The sequence below is a fragment of the Pediococcus sp. AC40 genome (genome assembly GCF_030252485.1).
GTDB classification, from domain to species: domain Bacteria; phylum Bacillota; class Bacilli; order Lactobacillales; family Lactobacillaceae; genus Pediococcus; species Pediococcus acidilactici.
Genome location: NZ_CP127012.1, coordinates 849723 through 869278, shown reverse-complemented (window position 1 = coordinate 869278; position 19556 = coordinate 849723). Strand labels below are relative to the sequence as shown.

The 19556-nt window shown below is 42.3% G+C and carries 22 protein-coding genes and 1 other annotated feature; all 22 genes read right to left on the bottom strand.

Annotation, left to right across the window (positions count from 1 at the left end):
• Positions 1-6: 6 nt before the first annotated feature.
• Positions 7-1260 carry an MFS transporter gene (locus NL111_RS04160; RefSeq protein WP_285110532.1) on the bottom strand — a complete coding sequence of 418 codons (1254 nt, stop codon included), beginning with the start codon at positions 1258-1260 and terminating at the stop codon, positions 7-9.
• Positions 1261-1518: 258 nt separating this feature from the next.
• A complete protein-coding gene (locus NL111_RS04155; RefSeq protein ID WP_159210706.1) occupies positions 1519-2994 on the bottom strand; it encodes a HAMP domain-containing sensor histidine kinase in 1476 nt (491 codons plus the stop codon).
• Between the two features lies 1 nt (position 2995).
• Complete coding sequence (locus NL111_RS04150) at positions 2996-3682, bottom strand: response regulator transcription factor (protein ID WP_002831403.1); 687 nt, start codon at positions 3680-3682, stop codon at positions 2996-2998.
• A gap of 395 nt (positions 3683-4077) precedes the next feature.
• Positions 4078-5496 (bottom strand): NADP-dependent phosphogluconate dehydrogenase, encoded by a 1419-nt coding sequence (gene gnd, locus NL111_RS04145; protein WP_002831401.1) that lies wholly within the window; start codon positions 5494-5496, stop codon positions 4078-4080.
• A 128-nt stretch (positions 5497-5624) separates the two neighbouring features.
• Positions 5625-5807: a 50S ribosomal protein L32 gene (rpmF, locus tag NL111_RS04140; protein WP_002831400.1), complete on the bottom strand. Its 183-nt coding sequence runs from the start codon at positions 5805-5807 to the stop codon at positions 5625-5627.
• Between the two features lie 51 nt (positions 5808-5858).
• Positions 5859-6398: a YceD family protein gene (locus NL111_RS04135; RefSeq protein WP_002831396.1), complete on the bottom strand. Its 540-nt coding sequence runs from the start codon at positions 6396-6398 to the stop codon at positions 5859-5861.
• 36 nt (positions 6399-6434) lie between these two features.
• Positions 6435-7550 (bottom strand): tRNA(Met) cytidine acetate ligase, encoded by a 1116-nt coding sequence (locus NL111_RS04130; RefSeq protein WP_285110531.1) that lies wholly within the window; start codon positions 7548-7550, stop codon positions 6435-6437.
• Positions 7551-7554: 4 nt separating this feature from the next.
• Positions 7555-8295: a class I SAM-dependent DNA methyltransferase gene (locus NL111_RS04125; protein ID WP_285110530.1), complete on the bottom strand. Its 741-nt coding sequence runs from the start codon at positions 8293-8295 to the stop codon at positions 7555-7557.
• Positions 8295-8651 carry a ribosome silencing factor gene (gene rsfS, locus NL111_RS04120; protein WP_002831393.1) on the bottom strand — a complete coding sequence of 119 codons (357 nt, stop codon included), beginning with the start codon at positions 8649-8651 and terminating at the stop codon, positions 8295-8297. Before rsfS ends, NL111_RS04125 begins: the two co-directional genes overlap by 1 nt.
• An 11-nt stretch (positions 8652-8662) precedes the next feature.
• The gene (yqeK, locus tag NL111_RS04115; protein ID WP_004165682.1) at positions 8663-9271 is read right to left on the bottom strand and encodes a bis(5'-nucleosyl)-tetraphosphatase (symmetrical) YqeK; all 609 of its coding nucleotides are present in this window, start codon (positions 9269-9271) and stop codon (positions 8663-8665) included.
• A complete protein-coding gene (locus NL111_RS04110) occupies positions 9264-9905 on the bottom strand; it encodes a nicotinate-nucleotide adenylyltransferase (RefSeq protein WP_002831391.1) in 642 nt (213 codons plus the stop codon). The genes yqeK and NL111_RS04110 overlap by 8 nt, the downstream gene beginning before the upstream one ends.
• 17 nt (positions 9906-9922) lie before the next feature.
• Positions 9923-10234, bottom strand: a complete 312-nt coding sequence (gene yhbY / locus NL111_RS04105) for a ribosome assembly RNA-binding protein YhbY (protein ID WP_004165249.1) — start codon at positions 10232-10234, stop codon at positions 9923-9925.
• Positions 10235-10282: 48 nt separating this feature from the next.
• Positions 10283-11392, bottom strand: a complete 1110-nt coding sequence (gene yqeH, locus NL111_RS04100; RefSeq protein ID WP_285110529.1) for a ribosome biogenesis GTPase YqeH — start codon at positions 11390-11392, stop codon at positions 10283-10285.
• Between the two features lie 2 nt (positions 11393-11394).
• The gene (locus tag NL111_RS04095) at positions 11395-11919 is read right to left on the bottom strand and encodes a YqeG family HAD IIIA-type phosphatase (RefSeq protein WP_002831387.1); all 525 of its coding nucleotides are present in this window, start codon (positions 11917-11919) and stop codon (positions 11395-11397) included.
• A gap of 249 nt (positions 11920-12168) precedes the next feature.
• Positions 12169-12522 carry a 50S ribosomal protein L20 gene (rplT, locus tag NL111_RS04090; protein ID WP_002831385.1) on the bottom strand — a complete coding sequence of 118 codons (354 nt, stop codon included), beginning with the start codon at positions 12520-12522 and terminating at the stop codon, positions 12169-12171.
• Between the two features lie 53 nt (positions 12523-12575).
• Complete coding sequence (gene rpmI / locus NL111_RS04085; RefSeq protein WP_002831382.1) at positions 12576-12776, bottom strand: 50S ribosomal protein L35; 201 nt, start codon at positions 12774-12776, stop codon at positions 12576-12578.
• 24 nt (positions 12777-12800) lie between these two features.
• Positions 12801-13301: a translation initiation factor IF-3 gene (infC, locus tag NL111_RS04080; protein ID WP_002831380.1), complete on the bottom strand. Its 501-nt coding sequence runs from the start codon at positions 13299-13301 to the stop codon at positions 12801-12803.
• 41 nt (positions 13302-13342) lie between these two features.
• Positions 13343-13468 (bottom strand) — a sequence feature (ribosomal protein L20 leader region).
• A gap of 58 nt (positions 13469-13526) precedes the next feature.
• Entirely contained in the window at positions 13527-14255 is a 729-nt protein-coding gene (locus NL111_RS04075) for an LrgB family protein (protein ID WP_002831378.1), read from the bottom strand.
• Positions 14255-14665 (bottom strand): CidA/LrgA family protein, encoded by a 411-nt coding sequence (locus tag NL111_RS04070; protein ID WP_063504270.1) that lies wholly within the window; start codon positions 14663-14665, stop codon positions 14255-14257. The genes NL111_RS04075 and NL111_RS04070 overlap by 1 nt, the downstream gene beginning before the upstream one ends.
• A 287-nt stretch (positions 14666-14952) precedes the next feature.
• Positions 14953-15687: a LytR/AlgR family response regulator transcription factor gene (locus NL111_RS04065; protein WP_285110528.1), complete on the bottom strand. Its 735-nt coding sequence runs from the start codon at positions 15685-15687 to the stop codon at positions 14953-14955.
• Positions 15687-17432 carry a LytS/YhcK type 5TM receptor domain-containing protein gene (locus NL111_RS04060; RefSeq protein ID WP_004165254.1) on the bottom strand — a complete coding sequence of 582 codons (1746 nt, stop codon included), beginning with the start codon at positions 17430-17432 and terminating at the stop codon, positions 15687-15689. The genes NL111_RS04065 and NL111_RS04060 overlap by 1 nt, the downstream gene beginning before the upstream one ends.
• A 161-nt stretch (positions 17433-17593) precedes the next feature.
• Positions 17594-19537, bottom strand: coding sequence for a threonine--tRNA ligase (gene thrS / locus NL111_RS04055; protein WP_004165255.1), 1944 nt, complete (start codon positions 19535-19537; stop codon positions 17594-17596).
• Positions 19538-19556: the final 19 nt, after the last annotated feature.

Below are 19556 nucleotides of genomic sequence, written 5' to 3'. Positions count from 1 at the left end.
TCCCTTCTAACGCGTTTTCCGGCGTCGTAGCATTTGAACAATCCCAATTGCGAAGACACCTGAAATTAACGCACAAGCAAAAATTATCCATAAAAAATTTTGTACTGACCACGCCATTAACGTCGGTGTAAAAAGCGAAAAAATTGCCGTGCATACCCGCACGAATCCATATGAAAAGCCGGTAATTGAAGCGCGAACTTCTACCGGATAGAACGTCTGGGTCCAAATTTTATAAATTGGTTCGCCACACAAAGTGTTTGTAGCGGAATAACAAACGTACGCAATTGCAAAGGCCCACCAAACGTCGCTCCAAACTCCCGCACAGAAAAAAGATACCGCCCCAATTAAAATAGCTCCTTCCATTACTGGATACCGGTACTTGGTGTCCGCAACCTTCACGTAAATCGAATTCGATGCCAGATTAAATACATTAGCAATTAAGGCAACCAAGGTTGCAAATGCTTGGGTGCGGTGCGAAACCGTCACCAAAAAGTAATTTACGAAAGAACCCCACGTATTAGCAGGCAGGTTCCAAAATAAATAAAACATCGTTAACGCCACTAGAATCTTTAAGTAAGCCGGATTCTTTAGAATTTCGCCTAGTTTAACCCGTTGCTGACCATTCTGCGAATTAAAATTCGCTTTTTGGTCGTCCACCAACGAATCTTCCACTCTTTTAAATTTTGGAGAAAAGACCCGAACTGACCAATTGACCAGGGCAACTAAAGCAATTACGCTAAAGATTACCCGCACCGAACCGACCGTCATTGCCGAAGTTAAAAATCCTAAAAATTGCGATAACAAAATGCCAACCGTCCAAAAGATTTGGGTAATCGTAATTGCTCGGCCATACATTGAGTCAGAAGTTCGTTCTGAAATTACGGCTAACGAGGTGGGCAAGTCCGCCCCCGAAGCTATTCCCGCAACGATGGTTCCCGTTAGCAAAATTGGTAAATTAGGGGCGAATGCAATAATGATTGCCCCCACCGCCACGAATAAAATATCTAAATTAAACACACGGACTCGACCAAACCGATCGGCTAGCCATCCACCAACTACGGCACCCAGCGCTACCATCAAAGTTAACAAGGTCGAAATTAACCCGGATAACAACGGGCTTAAGTGCATAATTCGAGTCCAAATTGGTAAAGCTACTCCCAAACTAACTAGCAAACTAGAGTCCAAATAAGACGCCGTTCCCGCAACTAAAACCAACGAAAACGTCTTACAATCCATTTTTGGGGTTACTTGTTCACCCATACTCTTCAACTCCTCAATCAAATCTAACCCGTTTTTTAAAAGACTTAGAAACGTTTCTATGGTTTATATACTGCGACCGTTTGATAACGCTTACAATATCGTTGGCACAGCTATTCGATTGCAAAACTCCAGGTCTATTTTGCGGTTTAGTTACCCGCAAGGTTCCCTTAGTTGGTTCATTAAAGCCAAAAACTGCAACAAAAAAGCACCCTTCCAGGATTTTAGTAAAATCCTGGAAAAGTGCTTAGTTCGTCATTTTTAATAATTTTGGTCGTAGCCCGGGTTTTGTAGGATTGGCAATTCAATTTTAAATACTGAACCCGATCCCACCGAACTTTCTAACGAAATCGTTCCGTGGTATTCCTCAATCAGTTTTTTAGCAATGGACAGTCCTAGGCCGTTGCCGCCTTGATCCCGGCTTCGAGCCTTATCGATCCGGTAAAACCGGTTAAAGACAAGCTTTAAATCCTTTTCGGAGATCCCCTCGCCAAAGTCTTGCACCGCAATTTCAACAAATTGCTTAGTGTTGGCAATCGATAAGTGAATTTCCTTACGTTCTCGAGAGTATTTTACGGCATTATCTAGTAAAATCACCAGAATCTGTTCCAAATGATTACGATAAATTTGTACAATCGGCTCCCCAATCAACTCGTTGTCCATCGTAAACTGAAACTCCGGATGGATCATCTTAAAGTCGTTAAAAACTTGGTTGACGAGCCGAGCCACGTTGGTCTTTTCATTTGGGTAATTAATTTCGATTTGGTCTGCGCGCGTTAAGTCCAGCATTTCACTGACCAAACTCTTCATGCGCTGAGTTTCTTCCAATGAAGACTCAATCGATTCTTCCAGTACCTGCGGATCGTCTTTCCCCCATCGTTTAAGCATCTTTAAGTGGCCTTCCACCACGGCAACGGGGGTCCGCAATTCGTGAGAAACATCCTCAACAAACTGTCGCTGTTGGTCAATATAGCGTTGCATCCGATCAATCATGCTATTAAATTGTTGACTTAAGTCCTCCAATTCATCATTAGTGTTCAAAACCGGCACCCGAGATTCCGTTTGCGGATCCTTTTCTAATTCCCGCATCGTGACGTTAATGGAGCGCATTGGCCGGAGCAGGTAGGACGCTAAGCCATACCCGAAAATCGAAATAATCATAAAGACCAGCAGCGAGGTCAACCCAAACAACCAAATTAAGCGGTGGTAATTGCGTCCGTAGTCCCTAAGCAGGTTGACAACTTCCACATAGCCAATTTTTTGCTTATTTCGGTTAATGATGGGAGCCTGCCCCACAATAATTTTTTGCCCGTGGTACTTTTGGTGCTTAACCACCCGGTGGCTGACTTTTTTCATTTGCAACGGATTTCGCTGGTTAGAAAAAACGGTTTTCCCCTTTAAATCATATACGGTCACTGCCAAATCCTTACGCGTCAAATTAGCTAGCAAATTATCGTCAAAAACCCGGTGTTGGTGCTCCGTAGACTTTTCGTTAAAATTAGGCCGAAAAATATTGGTAGTTTGATAATTGATAACCTGAGCACTGCGGAGCCGGTCGTTAACCTGACTAATTGTATTTTCAACGTTATGCCGTTCTACGGAGTAAAGTGAGCCGGTTAAAATTTTAAACAAGAAAAATGAAAACAGGCCAAAAATTACCAAAACTCCGACACCGGTGCCGATCGCCCATTTCCATTTTAGGGAAACCCGTTGATTACGAATTGCTTGCTTCAACATCTTAGGTCCTCATCACGTAGCCGGTGCCCCGAACCGTTTGGATGTAGCTAGGCTGCCCTGCCACGTCAATTTTATTCCGTAAATACCGGATGTAAACGTCCACTACATTGGTTTCCACGCCATCTTCCAAACCCCAAACCTTACTCAACAAAGTTTCCCGGGACTGAACCACGTTTACGTTCTCCATTAAAAGTAGCAAGAGTTCATATTCACGTTTGGTTAAATTGATTACCTCGTTATTTCGCTTAACGACCCGATTTTCCTTTTCAATAACGATGTCTTTAAATTCTACAGTCGTTTGGTGGAAAGAAGTATCCTGTTCTTCGAGGTCAACCCGCCGAAGAACCGCACGCAAACGAGCTAACAATTCTTCGATGGCAAATGGTTTAACGATGTAATCATCGGCACCGTGGTCTAATCCGGACACCCGGTCAATAATTGAATCGCGTGCCGTCATCATAATAATCGGGGTAATCTTTTCCCGGCGAATCCGGCGACAAACTTCAATCCCGTTAATTTCAGGCAACATTAAGTCCAATAAAATCGCGTCAAAGTCTTCTGAAAGGGCGGCTTCTAAACCGGTCCGACCATTTCCTTGGACTTCGGTTTCGTATCCTTCATGTTGTAGTTCTAGCTCTACAAAGCGAGCCAAACTCTTTTCATCTTCAATTATCAAAATTTTACTCATTTTTTCCGCTCCAAAATTAAATTATTTTAATCTCTATACTTCTAAATTTTAACATTGTCAACTGGCTTTGCCTAGCAGTTCTCTAAGTTGCTGACAAGCGTTTTTATTGGAGGTATGCATTTTTATTTCTGGCCGTCGCAATAGCGAATACACCTATTCAAAACCGACCCAAAAATTAAGCAGCGACTAAAAACATTTGTGCGATAATTTTAATGAAATCACAACGTGCGCCGTAAATTAGTTTTTCCCGCTTAACCAAAAATCGACCCTTATGCCCAATTGAGGCATAACGATCGATTTCCAGTTACTGCTCGCAAATTCCCCAACTTTTTACTCCCAATCTTCAAGGATATCTAAGTCAAGGCTCGCGGACAGTCCTTTTTAATTATCTAAGTCTATTGTTCTTCATACCATGAGTAATGGAAAATGCCGTCACGGTCAACCCGTTCGTAGGTATGTGCACCGAAGTAGTCCCGTTGTGCTTGTAATAAGTTTGCGGGAAGTACTTCTGAGCGATAAGAGTCGTAGTAAGCAACCGCAGCTGAAAATGCGGGAACCGGGATACCTGCTTTAACAGCAAGGGCAACTACTTCGCGAACTGCATCTTGGTACTTCTTTGCAATTTCTTGGAAATAATCATCCATCAATAAGTTGCTTAGTTCCGGATTCTTGTCAAATGCATCGGTGATGTTTTGCAAGAATTGGGCACGGATAATGCAACCAGCACGCCAAATCTTAGCAATCTCACCAAAGTTAAGGTTCCAGTCGTAGTGCTTAGAAGCTACCCGCATTTGTTCAAATCCTTGTGCGTAGCTCATAATCTTACTGAAGTAAAGCGCTTGGCGAATCTTTTCAACGATTTCCTGCTTGTCCACATCGAGTTTTGGATTAGGACCAGTCAATTCTTTGCTTGCAGCAACCCGTTCGTCTTTTAGAACCGAGATGTAACGCGCATAAACTGATTCCGTAATCAATGATTGTGGAACCCCTAATTCAAGGGCATTTTGAGAACTCCACTTACCAGTTCCCTTGTTACCACCCTTGTCCATGATCATGTCAACAATTGGTTTGTCGCTGCCAAGATCGTCTTTCCGGGTTAAGATATCTGCAGTAATATCAATTAGGTAACTATCCAATTCACCCTTATTCCATTCTGCAAAGATGTCAGCAATTTCTTCAACAGAAAGACCAACCATTTTACGCATTAAGTCGTAACTTTCGTCGATTAACTGTTCGTCACCGTATTCAATTCCATTGTGGACCATCTTTACGTAATGACCAGCCCCATTAGGCCCAATGTACGTTACGCAAGGTTCACCATCTTTAGCTTTTGCAGCAATTTGCTCAAAAATTGGTGCAACAAGGTCGTAAGCTTCCTTTTGACCACCTGGCATCATTGAAGGACCTTGTAACGCCCCTAATTCACCACCAGAAACTCCGGTACCGATAAAGTTGATTCCAGATTCATCAAGTTGCTTGTTACGGCGCATTGTGTCTTCAAAGTAGGTGTTGCCACCGTCGATTAACACGTCACCCTTATCCAAAAGCGGCAAGAGTTCAGCAATCACTGCGTCAGTTGGCTTACCAGCCTTAACCATCATCATAATGCGACGAGGTTTTTCAAGTGAATTAACAAAATCTTCAATCGTGTAAGAAGGAACTAACTTCTTATCACTATGATCTTCCATTACTTGTTTTGTTTTAGCAGCCGTCCGGTTGTAGATGGCAACCGTGTATCCGCGGCTTTCAATGTTCAACGCGAGATTTTTTCCCATTACGGCCATTCCAATGACCCCAATTTGTGGTTTATCCATGTTGCTATTCCTCCTCTTTGACAACGACTCTGTCGAATTAATACTACCAAAAAAATCACTTTGATTAAAGAAGTTTAAAACAAAAAAGCAACAAAAGGACCTAGGCTCCTTTTGTTGCTTTTTAATCATTAGTTAGCTTTCACGTCAATAACTTGTTTGCCGTTGTAGTAACCACAACTTGGGCAAACACGATGTGAAACTCGTAATTCACCACAGTTTGGGCATGGTGCCAAACCTGGAGTAGTTAACTTAATGTGTCCACGACGATTACGCTTACGTGTCTTTGATGTTCTTCTTGCTGGAACAGCCATCAATGAGCACCTCCTTTAAGAGAATTACGGTCTCCCGCTTAATTTAAAGCCTTACTGATCAGAATTATCTTTCAATAAATCTTTTAACTTTGCAAGGCGTGGATCAACTTGTTTATCTTGCTCCGACTCCGCTGCTACTTCCGAAACCACTTGCCATTCTGCACCAGAAGGCATAGTGCCCTTCTGTTCTTCATCAGGGGTTAAAACCTGCATGGGAACCTGTAAAACTACGTTGTCTTCAACCAACTTATCGACATCGATTACGTCATCCTTGACTAACATGACCACTTCTTCTTGTGGGAACGTGTCAATCAAACTAGCACTATCCACGTAAATTTCATTGACAAAAAAATCAAGCTTTAAGTGAACAGGTGTTAAGGAACGCGACGACGGAACCGTTAAATCACAACTGATCTCAGCATCAATCATAACTGAATCCCGGTCGTTTGTCACGGTGCCTTTAAAATTGATTGGTGAGCATTTTAAAACTACATCTGGAAAGCGTTCGATTAAAGATTGTTCCAAATCCATTGTCTCATCGAACTGAAACGGTTCTTTATGCTTACGCAATTCTGTAAAATACCATTCCATAGTGAACCTCCAATGCAACAGAAATAATTATACCATCTAGGATTTCTTTGTCAACGTTTTTTCCTTGACATTCTTTTCTAAAATCGGCGTCCTTCCCCATTCGTAAGGCGCCACCATTTGATATAGCTCATCCGCGCGCTTAGTTAGCTGATAACTGGCAGTAAAATCCGCTTTCGTTACCTTAGTCATCAGCACTTCACGAAAATCGTGTTCCCGCAAATAGGCTTGCCCCTGAGCATTAACCGCCAGCAGACGAGTCTTTTGCAACGGACTCAGTACCCGCAGGTTTAATAAAATAGCGGTTAATTTGCGCTGTAAACTAGTATAGCTATACCGCTTGGTTTTTAAATTCGTCATTAATTCCATAAAGGAACTACTTTGTGCCGCTTGGGCAAGGATCCGATTTTCAATGCCTTCGTTAATTCCGCGGATTTGGCGTAATTCTTTAGCAGAAGTTGTTTTTAACCGGTACTCTAAAAAGGGCCAAAATGCTTGCCAATCAACCGGCTTTTGACGTTCTAACACCTTTTTCATTCGGTCAGGTACCGCTTGTTGATACTGAGCATCATTCCGTTGAATTGACTGACGAATGGCTGTCGCGCTGGCAATCGTGCCCTTGATTTCTTGGTCTAGGTGCCCCGCTTGCAACCGTTCCACAGGCAATAAAGTTAATTTAGGTGCTAGCCGCAACTGCCAATAAGCATAGTTAACCCCTAAAATATCGTTAGACCGGCTTAACGAACTTTCCGCAAACAGCTGACTGGCGAAACTTTGATTATAATCTTGCTCGCTAAAAGTCCGGTCAAGTAACCGACTTTGTGCTTGAAAATCTAATCCAGGGGTCTCACACCCAAATGCTAACGCATCCGCTCGAAGCCACTGGGCAATCTGAACTCCCGCTTGGGCAAAATCCCGCGCGGCTGCCACAGCGTACTCAGTGGGCATTTCCACTACTAAATCGGCACCACTTTGCAAGGCCACGGCTGCCCGTTCCCACTTGTTTATTAAGGCCGGCTCTCCCCGTTGCACGAAATTGCCGCTCATTATCACGATCATCACGTCGGCTTGGGAAGTTTTCCGAGCCGTTTTCAGCAAGTACTGGTGTCCATTATGAAACGGATTAAACTCCGCAATTACCGCACAAGCCTGCATTCTACTACCTCCTGCAGCTAAAAAACCAGCGCGTAGTCTGTTCCTCTACCGGCGCGTTACCAAAATCTGCAAAGTACTTCACCACAGAAAAGCCCACTTTCTGTAATAAACCAACATACGTATATAATTCGTAAGTTCGTTCAAAATGGGTCTCTTCCGTCCGGTAAAACGCCTCTGACGTTGGATCTTGCTTAGTAAAGAAGGTTAGATCATGTTCAACATGGTATTGATCTTCGCCGGCATAGCTGGTCCAAAGAAAAGCCTGCTGGTCGTCTTGATAATTAAACATGTATCCCGGATATACTTCTCCCGTTTGGTAAGGAGTAATCACGTCAAAAATAAATTGACCACCTTCCTTTAAGTGGTTATGCACTTGCGTAAAGGCCGTCAATAACTCAATTTCGTTTGCTAAGTAGCAAAACGAATCGGCGTAGCAAGAAATCACGTCATAGGTGGGTAATTCCGCTAAATCAAGCATATTCCCCTGGACCAGTTCTAACGGAACTTTTGCAGAATACGCGTGTTGTTCCGCCAAAGCCAACATTTCACTTGATAAATCAAAACCGGTCACCTTTTGGCGTTGTTTTGCCAACTTAACCGCCAGGCGCCCGGCTCCACAAGCTAACTCTAGCCATTCGTGGGTTTGATTCAAATCAACTTGTTGTTTGGTATATTCAAACCAATTTTGGTACTGTTCTTCATCAAACAACTGGTCATAAAGTACCGCAAAACTCTGGTAAATCATTATTCAGTAATCCAATCCGCAATTTCTACGTTCTTAGCTTCTGACCATAACTTTTCCAAGTTATAAAACTTCCGTTGGTCAGTTTGGAAAACGTTAATTACGATGTCACCTAGGTCAATGAGGATCCATTCGGCCGCCCGGTAACCTTCAATTCGACGAATTTCTACGTCGTTTTCTTTTGCTTTTTCAATAATTGCGTCTGCAATCGCTGCTACTTGTCGATTTGAGTCCGCGCTAGTAATCACGAAATAGTCCGCCAAAGTGCTAATTTCGTGTACATCTAAGGCAATAATTCCCTCAGCACGCTTACTATCGGCTGCTTTTACTACTAATTCTAAGCTTTGTTTGTTATCCACTTTCATTCTCCTTAGTCGTTAAGTTTTGCAATCCACGCGTTGTAACTGTCAATGGTGGCGGGGAATACCGGGCGGTTGTTGGCTACTAAATAAGCCAGCGTATTCTTCATCTGAAGCGCAACGCCCTTTGGTAAACTTTGTTCCGTAATGATGCGCGCTTGTTGCACCCCGTCAAAATCCCGGCCGTCTTCAATATAATCGGCCATAAAGACAATTTGGTCAATTAAAGTCATGTATGGTGCTCCAACCGTGTGTCGCCGAATTGCATTTAAGATTTCTTCATCTTGAATTTTTAATTCGTTTTTGACAATTTCTGCTCCGACAACTCCGTGCCAAATCGCGTTACCATAATCTAACAAAATTGGGTCCAGTTGTAATTTATTAATGTAACCAATAAATTCACTATCAGGCCGATTTTTAGCATAATCGTGCAATAAAGCCGCAATACTAGCTTTTTCCACGTCAGCGTCATTTTGTTTTGCTAACTCAATGGCCTTTTGTTCTACGCGTAAGATGTGGTCAAATCGGGGACCTTGAACGCTTTTTTGTACCGCCGCAACCAATTCTTCTCGGTTCATCGGAATATAATTACTTTCGTAAGTCAACTCTACTTTACTCATATAAATGATGCTCCCTTATATAATCTTCTACAGCATCGGGTACTAAATATTTAATTGAGCACCCTTTATTAACCTTTTCCCTAATCATGGTTGAACTTAAATCAAAATGGGGAGTGTCAACCCAAATAATCGGATACTTCGCATCTCGCTCGTACTCTGGCCGATCGACCCCCACAAAATGAACCATGCGGGCTAATTTATCGATTTCGTGCCAAGTTGGCAAGTAGTTGACCATGTCACCACCGATAATAAAGTAGTAGTCGTTTTCGGGGTGCATTTCTTTTAATGCCTTGACCGTATCGTAAGAATAACTGGTCCCCCCGCGATTAATTTCGATTAAATCTAAATCAAAGTTAGGGTTCCCCTGAATTGCCAAGCGAACCATTTCAACCCGGTGCTCCGCAGCAATCGCTTCTTTTTTATCCACGTGAGGTGGCAGATAATCTGGGACAAACAGAATTTTATCCAATCCTAATTGGCTAGCCACCTGTTCTGCAATCATTAAATGCGCGAGGTGCGGCGGATTAAACGTTCCGCCTAAAATGCCAATTTTCTTGCCCTTTGCTTGTGTTAGTGGTTCTTCAACCACCTCTACTTGAACTCCCGAAACACTTTTTGACTTTGTCGAAATCAATATTAATCACCTTACCATTATATCTTTTGAACGTTTTCTGAAATCTCTCTTTTATCTGGGTCTGCAGAAACTTTAAACAAAACCAAAACGTGACCGATCGTTTGGACGACTTGGATGTCGGTTTGCTGTTCAATAAACTCCTTAACCTCGGCAGTCGTTACGTCGGTATTTTGCTGTAAATTAATCTTTAATAATTCGTGGTTATCTAACGCACCGCCTAATTGAGCAAGCCAACTCTTGGTCAGTCCGTTTTTACCAACCGAAAAAACGGGTCGGAGATGGTGTGCTTGAGCACGTAAATAACGTTTTTGTTTTCCTCTTAATTTCAAATCAATACTCCCTTTATTTAGTTACTTACCAGCGATGGTACCTCGTTCTTAGATTAGAGCCCGCCGGATTACTACTGAAATACCCTTTGGTGCCCAAGCGGTAACCACGCTTCCCGCGGGAACTGCAATCCAGCCTAAACCTTCAAAGACCACGTCACTATCTTCCTCAATCTTAAAATGGTGGCGTGCTAATTCAGGCAAATTGGCCAGATTTTCTGCCGCAGGTGGTGTCAAAAGTTCTCCAGCGTGTTTTTCATAAAAATGATCGGCATTAGCTAGCTTAGTGCGATGAATCATTAGATTGTTATCAAAATAGGCAGTGACTGAGCCCGTTGAATTTTCGTAGTCAAAGCGCGCCAAAGCACCCGCAAATAAAGTTTGCTCATCACCTAATTGATAAACGCGCGGTTTAATCGTCTTTTTCGGCGAAATGTACTTAAGATCTTCCACCGTTAACACGTGTGCCATCTGATCGTTATGCACAATTCCCGGTGTATCAATCATTTTACTGTGATCGTCAAATGGAATTTCAATCCGATCTAACGTAGTTCCAGGAAAACGGGACGTCGTGATTACGTCTTTAATCCCGTTGCGTAAGGCAATCAAACTGTTAATTAAGGTTGATTTACCAACGTTGGTAACCCCTACGACGTAAACATCACGTCCATCGCGGAGTTGTTCAATCTTATCAAACAATTGTTCTACCGCAGGACGTTGTTTAGCACTGGTAATCATCACGTCTACCGGTTCAATTCCGTTAGCCTTTGCTTGTTGCCGTAGCCATTCCCGCATCCGGTGCCGTTTGATCGATTTAGGGAAAACATCCGCCTTATTACCAACTAAGAGAACCGGATTGTCCCCTACAAAACGGTGCAGTCCGGGAATTAAGCTACCATTAAAGTCAAACATGTCCACCACGTAAACCACTAGCGAATCTGAATCACTAATCTGACTCAATAGCTTTCTAAAGTCGTCATCACTAATGCTAACTGGTGCAATCTCATTATAATGACGCAACCGGAAGCAACGTTGACAATATAATTGTCCGCTTTCTAGACCTTTTTTTAAGGCCGACGCCGGCGTGTACCCCGGAAGCTGAGCATCTTCCGTTTGTAACGTTGCCCCGCACCCAATACACCGAATTTCTTCTTCGTTCATTCTTATAATAACTCCTTATGCCAAACTAATTCCGGATACTTTTTCTTCAAAGACCGCTTAATGAATAGCTCTAAAAAACGGTTCAACTTAGTATTCCAAGCATCCGTTTCAATTAAGGGCTTCACTAGCACTCCCCGTACTCCGGATAAATTGGCCGCTACCATGTCAGTAAGGAGCTGGTCTCCCACCATGATGGTCTCGGCCTTTTTTAGACGATATTGTCGTAAAACTCGTTTAATACCTACCGTTAACGGTTTTAAAGCTCGGGCATCAAACTCTAAACCAAAGCCAGCTACCGCCTTGGAAACCCGACTGTGGCTATTATTTGAAACTACAATTACCCGAATACCTTCCCGTTTCAATTCACTGATCCACCGCTTTAATTCTGGCGTGCCATCCGGATTGTTCCAGGCAATTAAAGTGTTATCTAGGTCGGTTAACACGGTGGTGATCCCCTTGGCCTTTAAATCTTTAGCGGATAGATTGTAAATTCTTTCAATCATCCACGTTGGTTTAAAAATGTTCATAATCTTTCTCCCCATGATTACTGTCTGTTCAATTATAAACGATAGGAATGCTTTTTGAAAAGAGAAGCCAACCTTAATTCTACTTCCATTCCGGACTTTTCGTTAAATTAAGACAGTAAGCGGTGATTACTTGGACAACTTAATGCGTTGGCACATTTTCATCCAAATTGACTCACTTCAAAATAAAAAGGACCGCGCTCACCATGGAGCGGACGATCCTTTTTAGTAGTCACTTAATTAAGTATCTAATTAAAGAGCTTTTTTAGCTTCTTCAGCCAAAGCCTTAAATGCGTCAGCATCGTTTACGGCAAGGTCAGCAAGCATCTTACGGTTCATGTCGATACCAGCTTCCTTAAGACCGTGCATTAACTTGCTGTAGCTCAAACCGTTCATTCTTGCAGCAGCGTTGATCCGTGCAATCCAAAGACGACGGAATTCGCCCTTACGGTTACGACGGTCACGGAATGCGTACAAACCAGACTTCATTACTTGGTCTTTAGCAACCTTAAATTGAATATGTTTTGCTCCGCGATATCCTTTAGCAAGTTTTAATACGCGCTTACGACGGCGACGTGTTACTGTTCCACCCTTTACTCGTGGCATAATAATTCCTCCTTAAATCACCCGCAGGTCATTTACTTTTCTGTTTAATTTAATTACTTGATGTTTGAAAGTAACTTCTTATAACGTTTTACGTTAGTACTGTCCATCATGTCTGTACCACGTAATTGACGACGTTGCTTCTTAGTCTTTCCATGGAAACGGTGACTTGTAAAAGCATTTGCACTCTTTAGACCGCCATTAGCAGTTTTCTTAAAACGCTTTGCAGCAGCGCGGTTTGTCTTCATTTTAGGCATAATCTGTTCCTCCAGAAATTTAAATTATTTATCAGCATTAGGAGCCAATACCAAGAACATGCTCCGACCGTCCATCTTTGGACGAGCTTCGATCCGAGCGATGTCAGAAGTCTCCTCAGCCATCCGTTCAAGTACTTTACGACCAATGTCTTTATGGGTAATTGCCCGACCCTTAAAACGAATTGATACCCGAACTTTATCTCCTTTGCCTAAGAACTTCTTAGCGTTCTTAAGTTTAGTGTTAAAGTCGTTTGTATCAATTGTCGGACTCAAACGGATTTCTTTAATGCTGACAGTCTTTTGCTTTTTACGAGCTTCACGTTTTTTCTTTTGTTGCTCGAAACGATATTTCCCATAATCCATAATCTTGGCTACTGGTGGTTTTGCCTTTGGGGAAACTACGACAACGTCAAGATTAGCTTCTTCAGCAATTTGGATTGCTTCTGCTTTTGACTTAACCCCTAATTGATCACCATTAACACCAATCAAGCGGACTTCACGAGCCCGAATGGTTTCATTTACCATTGTATCTTTTGCTATGGTTCTTCACCTCCAGGAAAATTATCGAGAATGCAGAAAAGCGGATGGCACACGCCACCCGCTTTTTTTGGATCTTCAACATCCATTCAACGTTCTTTAGCCCAGCAACTTCTAAGTTACAAGGCGAGAAGCGGTGGCCTCTGCTTTTTCTCAACGTTTACTAAGATACCAAAATAATCAGTCTCTGTCAACTAAACTAAAAAATTATTTTTACATAAAGAGGTTTACGTAGATTGGAACTAGAATGTCCATCGCTAGTGAAACGATTACAACCGCTACGGATGCCATTGCACCTTCAATTGAGCCTAATTGAACCGCTTTGGCTGAACCAACGGTGTGTCCGGAAACTCCCAGTCCTAATCCAGTTCCCACTTTAGAGATATTTTTGAGCTTAAAGATTTTAATTAAGAATTCGGCCAACGCGTAGATAATTACGGCGTTGATAATGCAGACCATCGCCGTAATTGCCGGATCCCCGCCGATTCCCTTTGCAATCGGCATGGCAATTGCGGTAGTTGCTGCTTGAGGCAGCATTGCCGCAATCGAAACTCGGGAGAGCCCCATTAGTTTGGAGACCATGTGAATACCAAATAGGGAAATAAAACCACCGACGAACAAGGTTAGGAATACATCTACCCAGTACTTCTTAAAAATATCGTTCCGTCGATATAGCGGAATCGCAAATGCCACGGTAGCCGGGTTTAAAAACCAAAAAATCATGTTGCCGCCTGGTAAATAGTACTTTTTATAAACTGCGACAGTTGTGGAACCAATTCCCTTTCCCCAAAGAACTAAGATTACAATTCCTAAAACCATTCCAACTAATAACGGGGTAAATAGGAAGAAGCCTTTGCTAACTTTAAAAAGCCACATTCCAATTAGATAAACTACTAAAGAAATAAAAATTCCGGTAAACGGTGTTGCTAAAGCTGCATCCATTATTCATCGTCCCCCTTTTTTCTCGTAATTTTTTGGTGAATTCGAATGAAAAATGCTCCTACGTATGCAATTACGACCAGGAGAATAATTGTCGAAATGACCACCACGATAATATCCTGGAGCCCTTCCCTTTTCATTAAATCCAAACTACCGGCTAATTGAATTCCCGATGGAACGAATAAGAAAGCAATTAAGCCAATCATAAAGTCACCAAATTTTTCAACTTGTTCGAGTTTAACAATGTGGGTCGCCAATAAAATATATAAAATAATCATACCAATTAACGGAGTGGGAACCACAATGTTTGCGGGAAATAGCTGAGAAATGATTTGCGAAACGAATAAAATCGCCGCAAAAATCGCCATTTGAACAAGGATTGGCGTCTTCTTTTTCTCTTGATCTTTTTTCATCAGAATTCCTCCTTAAAACACTTGATTCAAGGGCTTTTCTTCCCTTGCTCACCATTAATTCTAAGTGATTTTGATCGATTTGTAACCGTTTTCACAATCAATTGACCCTAATTCTGGATAGAATACCAACTACCCGAGATGAAATGCCCTTAACAATTCCAACGTAAAAAGTGACCACTTCTCTAAGCAATTTAACCTAGAGTTGTGATCACTTTTTAAAAATTAAGATAACTAAAACTTTATGGAATAACTTTAATTTCCATCAACTAAATCACCCGAATTATTACTCACTTCATCCCTAAGTGGCGTTTGGTTTCGTTAACGTACGAACGGCTCACCGGAATCTTAATTCCATTCGATAACGTCAATTGGTAGGTATGGTTGAAACTTGGTTGTAATTCAAAAACTGAATCAAGGTTAACCACGTAACTACGATGTACTTGCAAAAACTTTTGCGGATCCAATTCTGCCAATAGTTTTCGGAGAGGCTGCTTGCTGGTAACTAATGGTAAATTGGCCACGTGAATAATTACCGTACCCCCCTGCGCTTCTAAATAAATGATGTTATTTTTCTTAATCACGATCGTTCGTTCTTCATTAGTAATTGACAGTCGCGGATTAAGATATTTTTGCTGGTAATTGGCGGTATCGCGTTGCTGCCGATCCAATAATTTTTTGATTCGGTCAAGCGCTTCATTAATGCGACTTTGCTCAAAGGGTTTGAGTACGTAGTCCACTGCCTCAGAACTAAACGCATCTAAAGCATATTGGTCGTACGCCGTGGCAAAGATCACGTATGGTGAAACCGCCATTTTCTTCCATTTTTTCGCCAAAGCCATTCCATTACCATCTTCAAGCTTAATATCCAAAAATACCAAATCGGGATGTTCATTTGCTACATACTGGTCGGCCTCCACCACTCCATCAGCTTCCGCAACCTGGTCAACGATGGGGTTTTCCTCCAATAAGTAATTTAATTCTTGGCGAGCTAATGGCTCATCGTCAACAATCAATACTTTCATCACTTTTGCTTCCCTTCTTGAAATGGTATTTTCACGGTGATTGTCGTTCCTTCAGAGCTTGATTGAATATCTAAATTTGCTGCCTCACCGTAAAGTCCCGCAAACCGGGCGGTTAAATTTTGTAAAGCCGTTCCACTACCACTTTGAGAATCAACCACCTGGTGTCCTAACTGTTTTAAAATATGGGGGTCAATTCCGTGCCCGTTATCCGCAACCACGATTTTTAACGCGTTGGCAACTTGACTAACCCCTACCTTAATCTGTTGATCCTTCATTTTGGGATTAAAAGCGTGGCGAACCGCATTTTCCACTAAAATTTGGATTGTAAACGGTGGGACTAGGGCATTTTCGGACACCGCGTTGCTGAACAGCACCCGGTACCTTCCTGGAAAACGAGCCTGTTCCAAAGATAAATATGCTCTTACGTGTTTAAATTCTTGTGATAATGGAATTACCACCTCCCGGCTCCCCATCAAGTTAGCCCGGAAATAGGTACTTAATTGAATCAACAACTCCCGTGCCTTTTCACTGTCTTGGCGCATCACCGCGACAATTGTATTGATTGCGTTAAAGAAGAAGTGCGGGTTCACTTGGGCATGCAACGATTTAATTTCTGCGTCCTTAACTAGCTCAGTCTGCCTTTCCATATCACCCAGCATAATCTGCATGGCCAAGATTTCTCCGAGCCCCATCCCTAATTGAATTTCTACCGGGCTTAATCGCCACTGTTCTTTATAGTAAACTTTTAAGCTGCCAATAATCTGTTCTTTAATAAACAACGGGACCACAATTGCCGAATGGAGCGGGCATTTGGGCTCTGAACAATTAATTTCGTGAAAATTATTGGCAATTTGTACCTCTCCGGATTGAATCGCCTTCAAAGACAGATCGGTTCGAATCGGTTGCCCGGCAATGTGATGGTCGCTCCCCGCCCCGACGAAGGCGAGGATTTTTTGCTTATCCGTAATTCCGATTGCATCAAAATTAGTGTACTTAAGCATTAAATTGGCAACTTCTTGGGCCGATTTGTAATTAAGTCCCTGGCGAAATGCCGGTAACGTTTTTAATGCTAACTGGAGCACTGAACGAGTTTGGGTTGCTTGTACATCCACTTCTTGACGAAAATATAATGCAACGATTGATAAAAACACCGAAGTCCCTAGTGCGCTGACCGTAATCATGGGAATCGCGATATACCTTACCAATCGCCAACCCGTGGGACTAAAAATTAGGATAAAAGTCATCTGGATGGTTTCCATCAATAATCCAATCAAAAAACCGTGCCACGGCTTCATAGTCGCAAACCGATGCTGCTTTTGATTAGAAAACCATCCCGATAAAATTCCAATCAAAATTGAACTTGGAATATAAAAAAGTGCGTCGTTAGTTAAGGATTCTTGTAAAACACGATGAACTCCAGCAACTGCGCCGACAACCCCACCAACCATTGGTCCGCCAATGATTCCAGAAACGGTAACCGTTAAAATACGGATGTTAGCCACCGAATAGCCTGCTGGAATTCGTAATAATAACGGATTAAAGTGGATAGAGTTGTCAGGCGAAAGCTCAATCCCAATCAAATTAGCCGTAATCGTAAAGAAAGCAAAGATGATTATCAACTGAAATTTAGCGGCGCCGTCCTGTCGAAAGAGTAATTTTCGAAACGGCGGAAAATTAACGAGAAAAAAGGCCAAAATAATAATCAGGCCCACCCGTTCAATCATTAGTAAGGTTAAATTTAGCATTTGAATCCTTCTTTCGTGCTTAAGAAGTTCCTTTCCTTCAATTATACATGAAACGCCTTTCCTTGCTTAGCCGTAAATCGATCTTTCAAAGCCATTTGGGCAACTAAAAAGAGCTATGTAAACCCACCTGGATTTACATAGCTCCCGAAAGCTAAAAGTTTTTAATTTTTGCGACTGTAGCTATCAATGTCAGCTTTAATATCTTGCATAAATTGATCTACTGAAACAGTTTGTGAGTCGTCTTCACCATAGCGACGAACACTAACCGCGTTAGAATCCATTTCGTTGTCCCCAACTACTAAGATGTATGGAATCTTTTGGGTTTGTGCTTCACGGATCTTGTAACCCATCTTTTCGTTGCGGTGGTCAACTTCAACTCGGATGTCTTGGTCAGCCATTTGTTCACGCAACTTATCTGCGTATTCACCATGCAAGTCATCCTTAACTGGGATAATCGTTACTTGTTTTGGTGCTAACCAAGTTGGGAAGGCACCCTTGTACATTTCAATTAGGTAAGCCGTGAAGCGTTCCATAGTTGAAACTAACCCACGGTGAATCATAACTGGGCGGTGTTCTTCACCATCTGCTCCGACGTAATGTAAGTCGAATTGTTTTGGCAACATGAAGTCTAATTGGATTGTTGATAGAGTTTCTTCGTTACCAAGTGCCGTCTTTGTTTGTACGTCAAGCTTTGGACCGTAGAAAGCAGCTTCGCCTTCTGCTTCAACGTAATCTAAACCAAGGTCATCCATCGCAGCTTTAAGCATTGATTGTGAGTGGTTCCACATCTCATCATCGTCAAAGTACTTTTCAGTATTTTCAGGATCACGGTAACTAAGCCGGAATGTGTAATCCGTAATGTCAAAGTCGCGATAAACTTCAACCATCAATTGTAGAACTTTCTTGAATTCTTCTTGAATTTGATCAGGCGCAACGAAAGTGTGACCATCGTTCAACGTCATTTCACGTACCCGTTGCAAACCAGAAAGGGCACCAGATTTTTCGTAACGGTGCATCATTCCAAGTTCAGCAATCCGTAATGGTAATTCACGATACGAACGGATGTGGTGCTTATAAACTTGAATATGGGATGGGCAGTTCATTGGCCGCAATTCAAGCATTTCGCCGTCACCCATGTCCATTGGTGGGAACATATCTTCCCGATAGTGTTGCCAGTGACCAGAAGTCTTGTACGCGTCAAGGTTCATTAATACTGGTGTGTATACGTGCTGGTAACCATGTTGGACTTCCTTGTCGATGATGTAACGTTCGATTGTCCGACGGATGGTTGCCCCGTTTGGCATCCAGTATGGTAATCCAGCGCCCACTTCTGGATCAACAAAGAAGAGGTCGAGGTCGTTACCAATTACCCGATGGTCACGTTCACGAGCTTCCTTTTGGCGTGCCAATTCAGCATCCAAGTCTTTTTGGTTGAAGAACGAAGTACCGTAAATCCGTTGTAACATTGGATTACTTGACTTACCTTCCCAATAAGCACCCGCAACGGATAGCAATTTGATGGCTTTCAATCCCGAAGCATCTGGTAATGCAACACAGTCACTGACAATTAAGCTGCCATCAACGTCGTATACGTTAACCTTGCCGTCTTTAGCGTTTTTCTTAACTAGCTTAGCTTGGTAAGGATCGCTATCAACCTTAGCTAAAGCATCTTCAACGCTTAACATTTCATGACTCAAAGCAACCTTTGCTTGAATCATATCTTTCATTTTATCTTCAATAGCGGGGAGTTCGTCGACCGAAATTTGTTGACCTTCCTTATCGGTGTCAGCATAAAAACCGTGTTCGATGTTACCAATTTCCCCAATCCGGATTTCCGGATAAATACTCTTGATTGCACTTGTCAATACTAAAGCTGCTGAATTCCAGTTTACCAATTGTCCATCTTCGGAATCCTTGGTAATGATCTCAACCTTTCCATCTTGGTCAAGTGGTTGGTCCAAATTAACCAATTCATCATTAACTTTTCCAGCAACGGCGTTTTTTGCCAAACTTGTACCAATTGACTTCGCAATTTCAAGTACGGTGACACCAGCACCAAAAGGTTTTACACTGCCATCTGGAAATTCAATCTTAATCTCTGCCATAATTACACGCTCCCTTTAC

Bases quoted from the DNA above. Each gene is read 5' to 3' on its own strand.
- NL111_RS04160 (WP_285110532.1), bottom strand. From the start codon at position 1,260: ATGGGTGAACAAGTAACCCCAAAAATGGATTGTAAGACGTTTTCGTTG.
- NL111_RS04155 (WP_159210706.1), bottom strand. From the start codon at position 2,994: ATGTTGAAGCAAGCAATTCGTAATCAACGGGTTTCCCTAAAATGGAAA.
- NL111_RS04150 (WP_002831403.1), bottom strand. From the start codon at position 3,682: ATGAGTAAAATTTTGATAATTGAAGATGAAAAGAGTTTGGCTCGCTTT.
- gnd (WP_002831401.1), bottom strand. From the start codon at position 5,496: ATGGATAAACCACAAATTGGGGTCATTGGAATGGCCGTAATGGGAAAA.
- rpmF (WP_002831400.1), bottom strand. From the start codon at position 5,807: ATGGCTGTTCCAGCAAGAAGAACATCAAAGACACGTAAGCGTAATCGT.
- NL111_RS04135 (WP_002831396.1), bottom strand. From the start codon at position 6,398: ATGGAATGGTATTTTACAGAATTGCGTAAGCATAAAGAACCGTTTCAG.
- NL111_RS04130 (WP_285110531.1), bottom strand. From the start codon at position 7,550: ATGCAGGCTTGTGCGGTAATTGCGGAGTTTAATCCGTTTCATAATGGA.
- NL111_RS04125 (WP_285110530.1), bottom strand. From the start codon at position 8,295: ATGATTTACCAGAGTTTTGCGGTACTTTATGACCAGTTGTTTGATGAA.
- yqeK (WP_004165682.1), bottom strand. From the start codon at position 9,271: ATGAGTAAAGTAGAGTTGACTTACGAAAGTAATTATATTCCGATGAAC.
- yqeH (WP_285110529.1), bottom strand. From the start codon at position 11,392: ATGAACGAAGAAGAAATTCGGTGTATTGGGTGCGGGGCAACGTTACAA.
- NL111_RS04095 (WP_002831387.1), bottom strand. From the start codon at position 11,919: ATGAACATTTTTAAACCAACGTGGATGATTGAAAGAATTTACAATCTA.
- rplT (WP_002831385.1), bottom strand. From the start codon at position 12,522: ATGCCACGAGTAAAGGGTGGAACAGTAACACGTCGCCGTCGTAAGCGC.
- rpmI (WP_002831382.1), bottom strand. From the start codon at position 12,776: ATGCCTAAAATGAAGACAAACCGCGCTGCTGCAAAGCGTTTTAAGAAA.
- infC (WP_002831380.1), bottom strand. From the start codon at position 13,301: ATGGTAAATGAAACCATTCGGGCTCGTGAAGTCCGCTTGATTGGTGTT.
- NL111_RS04075 (WP_002831378.1), bottom strand. From the start codon at position 14,255: ATGGATGCAGCTTTAGCAACACCGTTTACCGGAATTTTTATTTCTTTA.
- NL111_RS04070 (WP_063504270.1), bottom strand. From the start codon at position 14,665: ATGAAAAAAGATCAAGAGAAAAAGAAGACGCCAATCCTTGTTCAAATG.
- NL111_RS04065 (WP_285110528.1), bottom strand. From the start codon at position 15,687: ATGAAAGTATTGATTGTTGACGATGAGCCATTAGCTCGCCAAGAATTA.
- NL111_RS04060 (WP_004165254.1), bottom strand. From the start codon at position 17,432: ATGCTAAATTTAACCTTACTAATGATTGAACGGGTGGGCCTGATTATT.
- thrS (WP_004165255.1), bottom strand. From the start codon at position 19,537: ATGGCAGAGATTAAGATTGAATTTCCAGATGGCAGTGTAAAACCTTTT.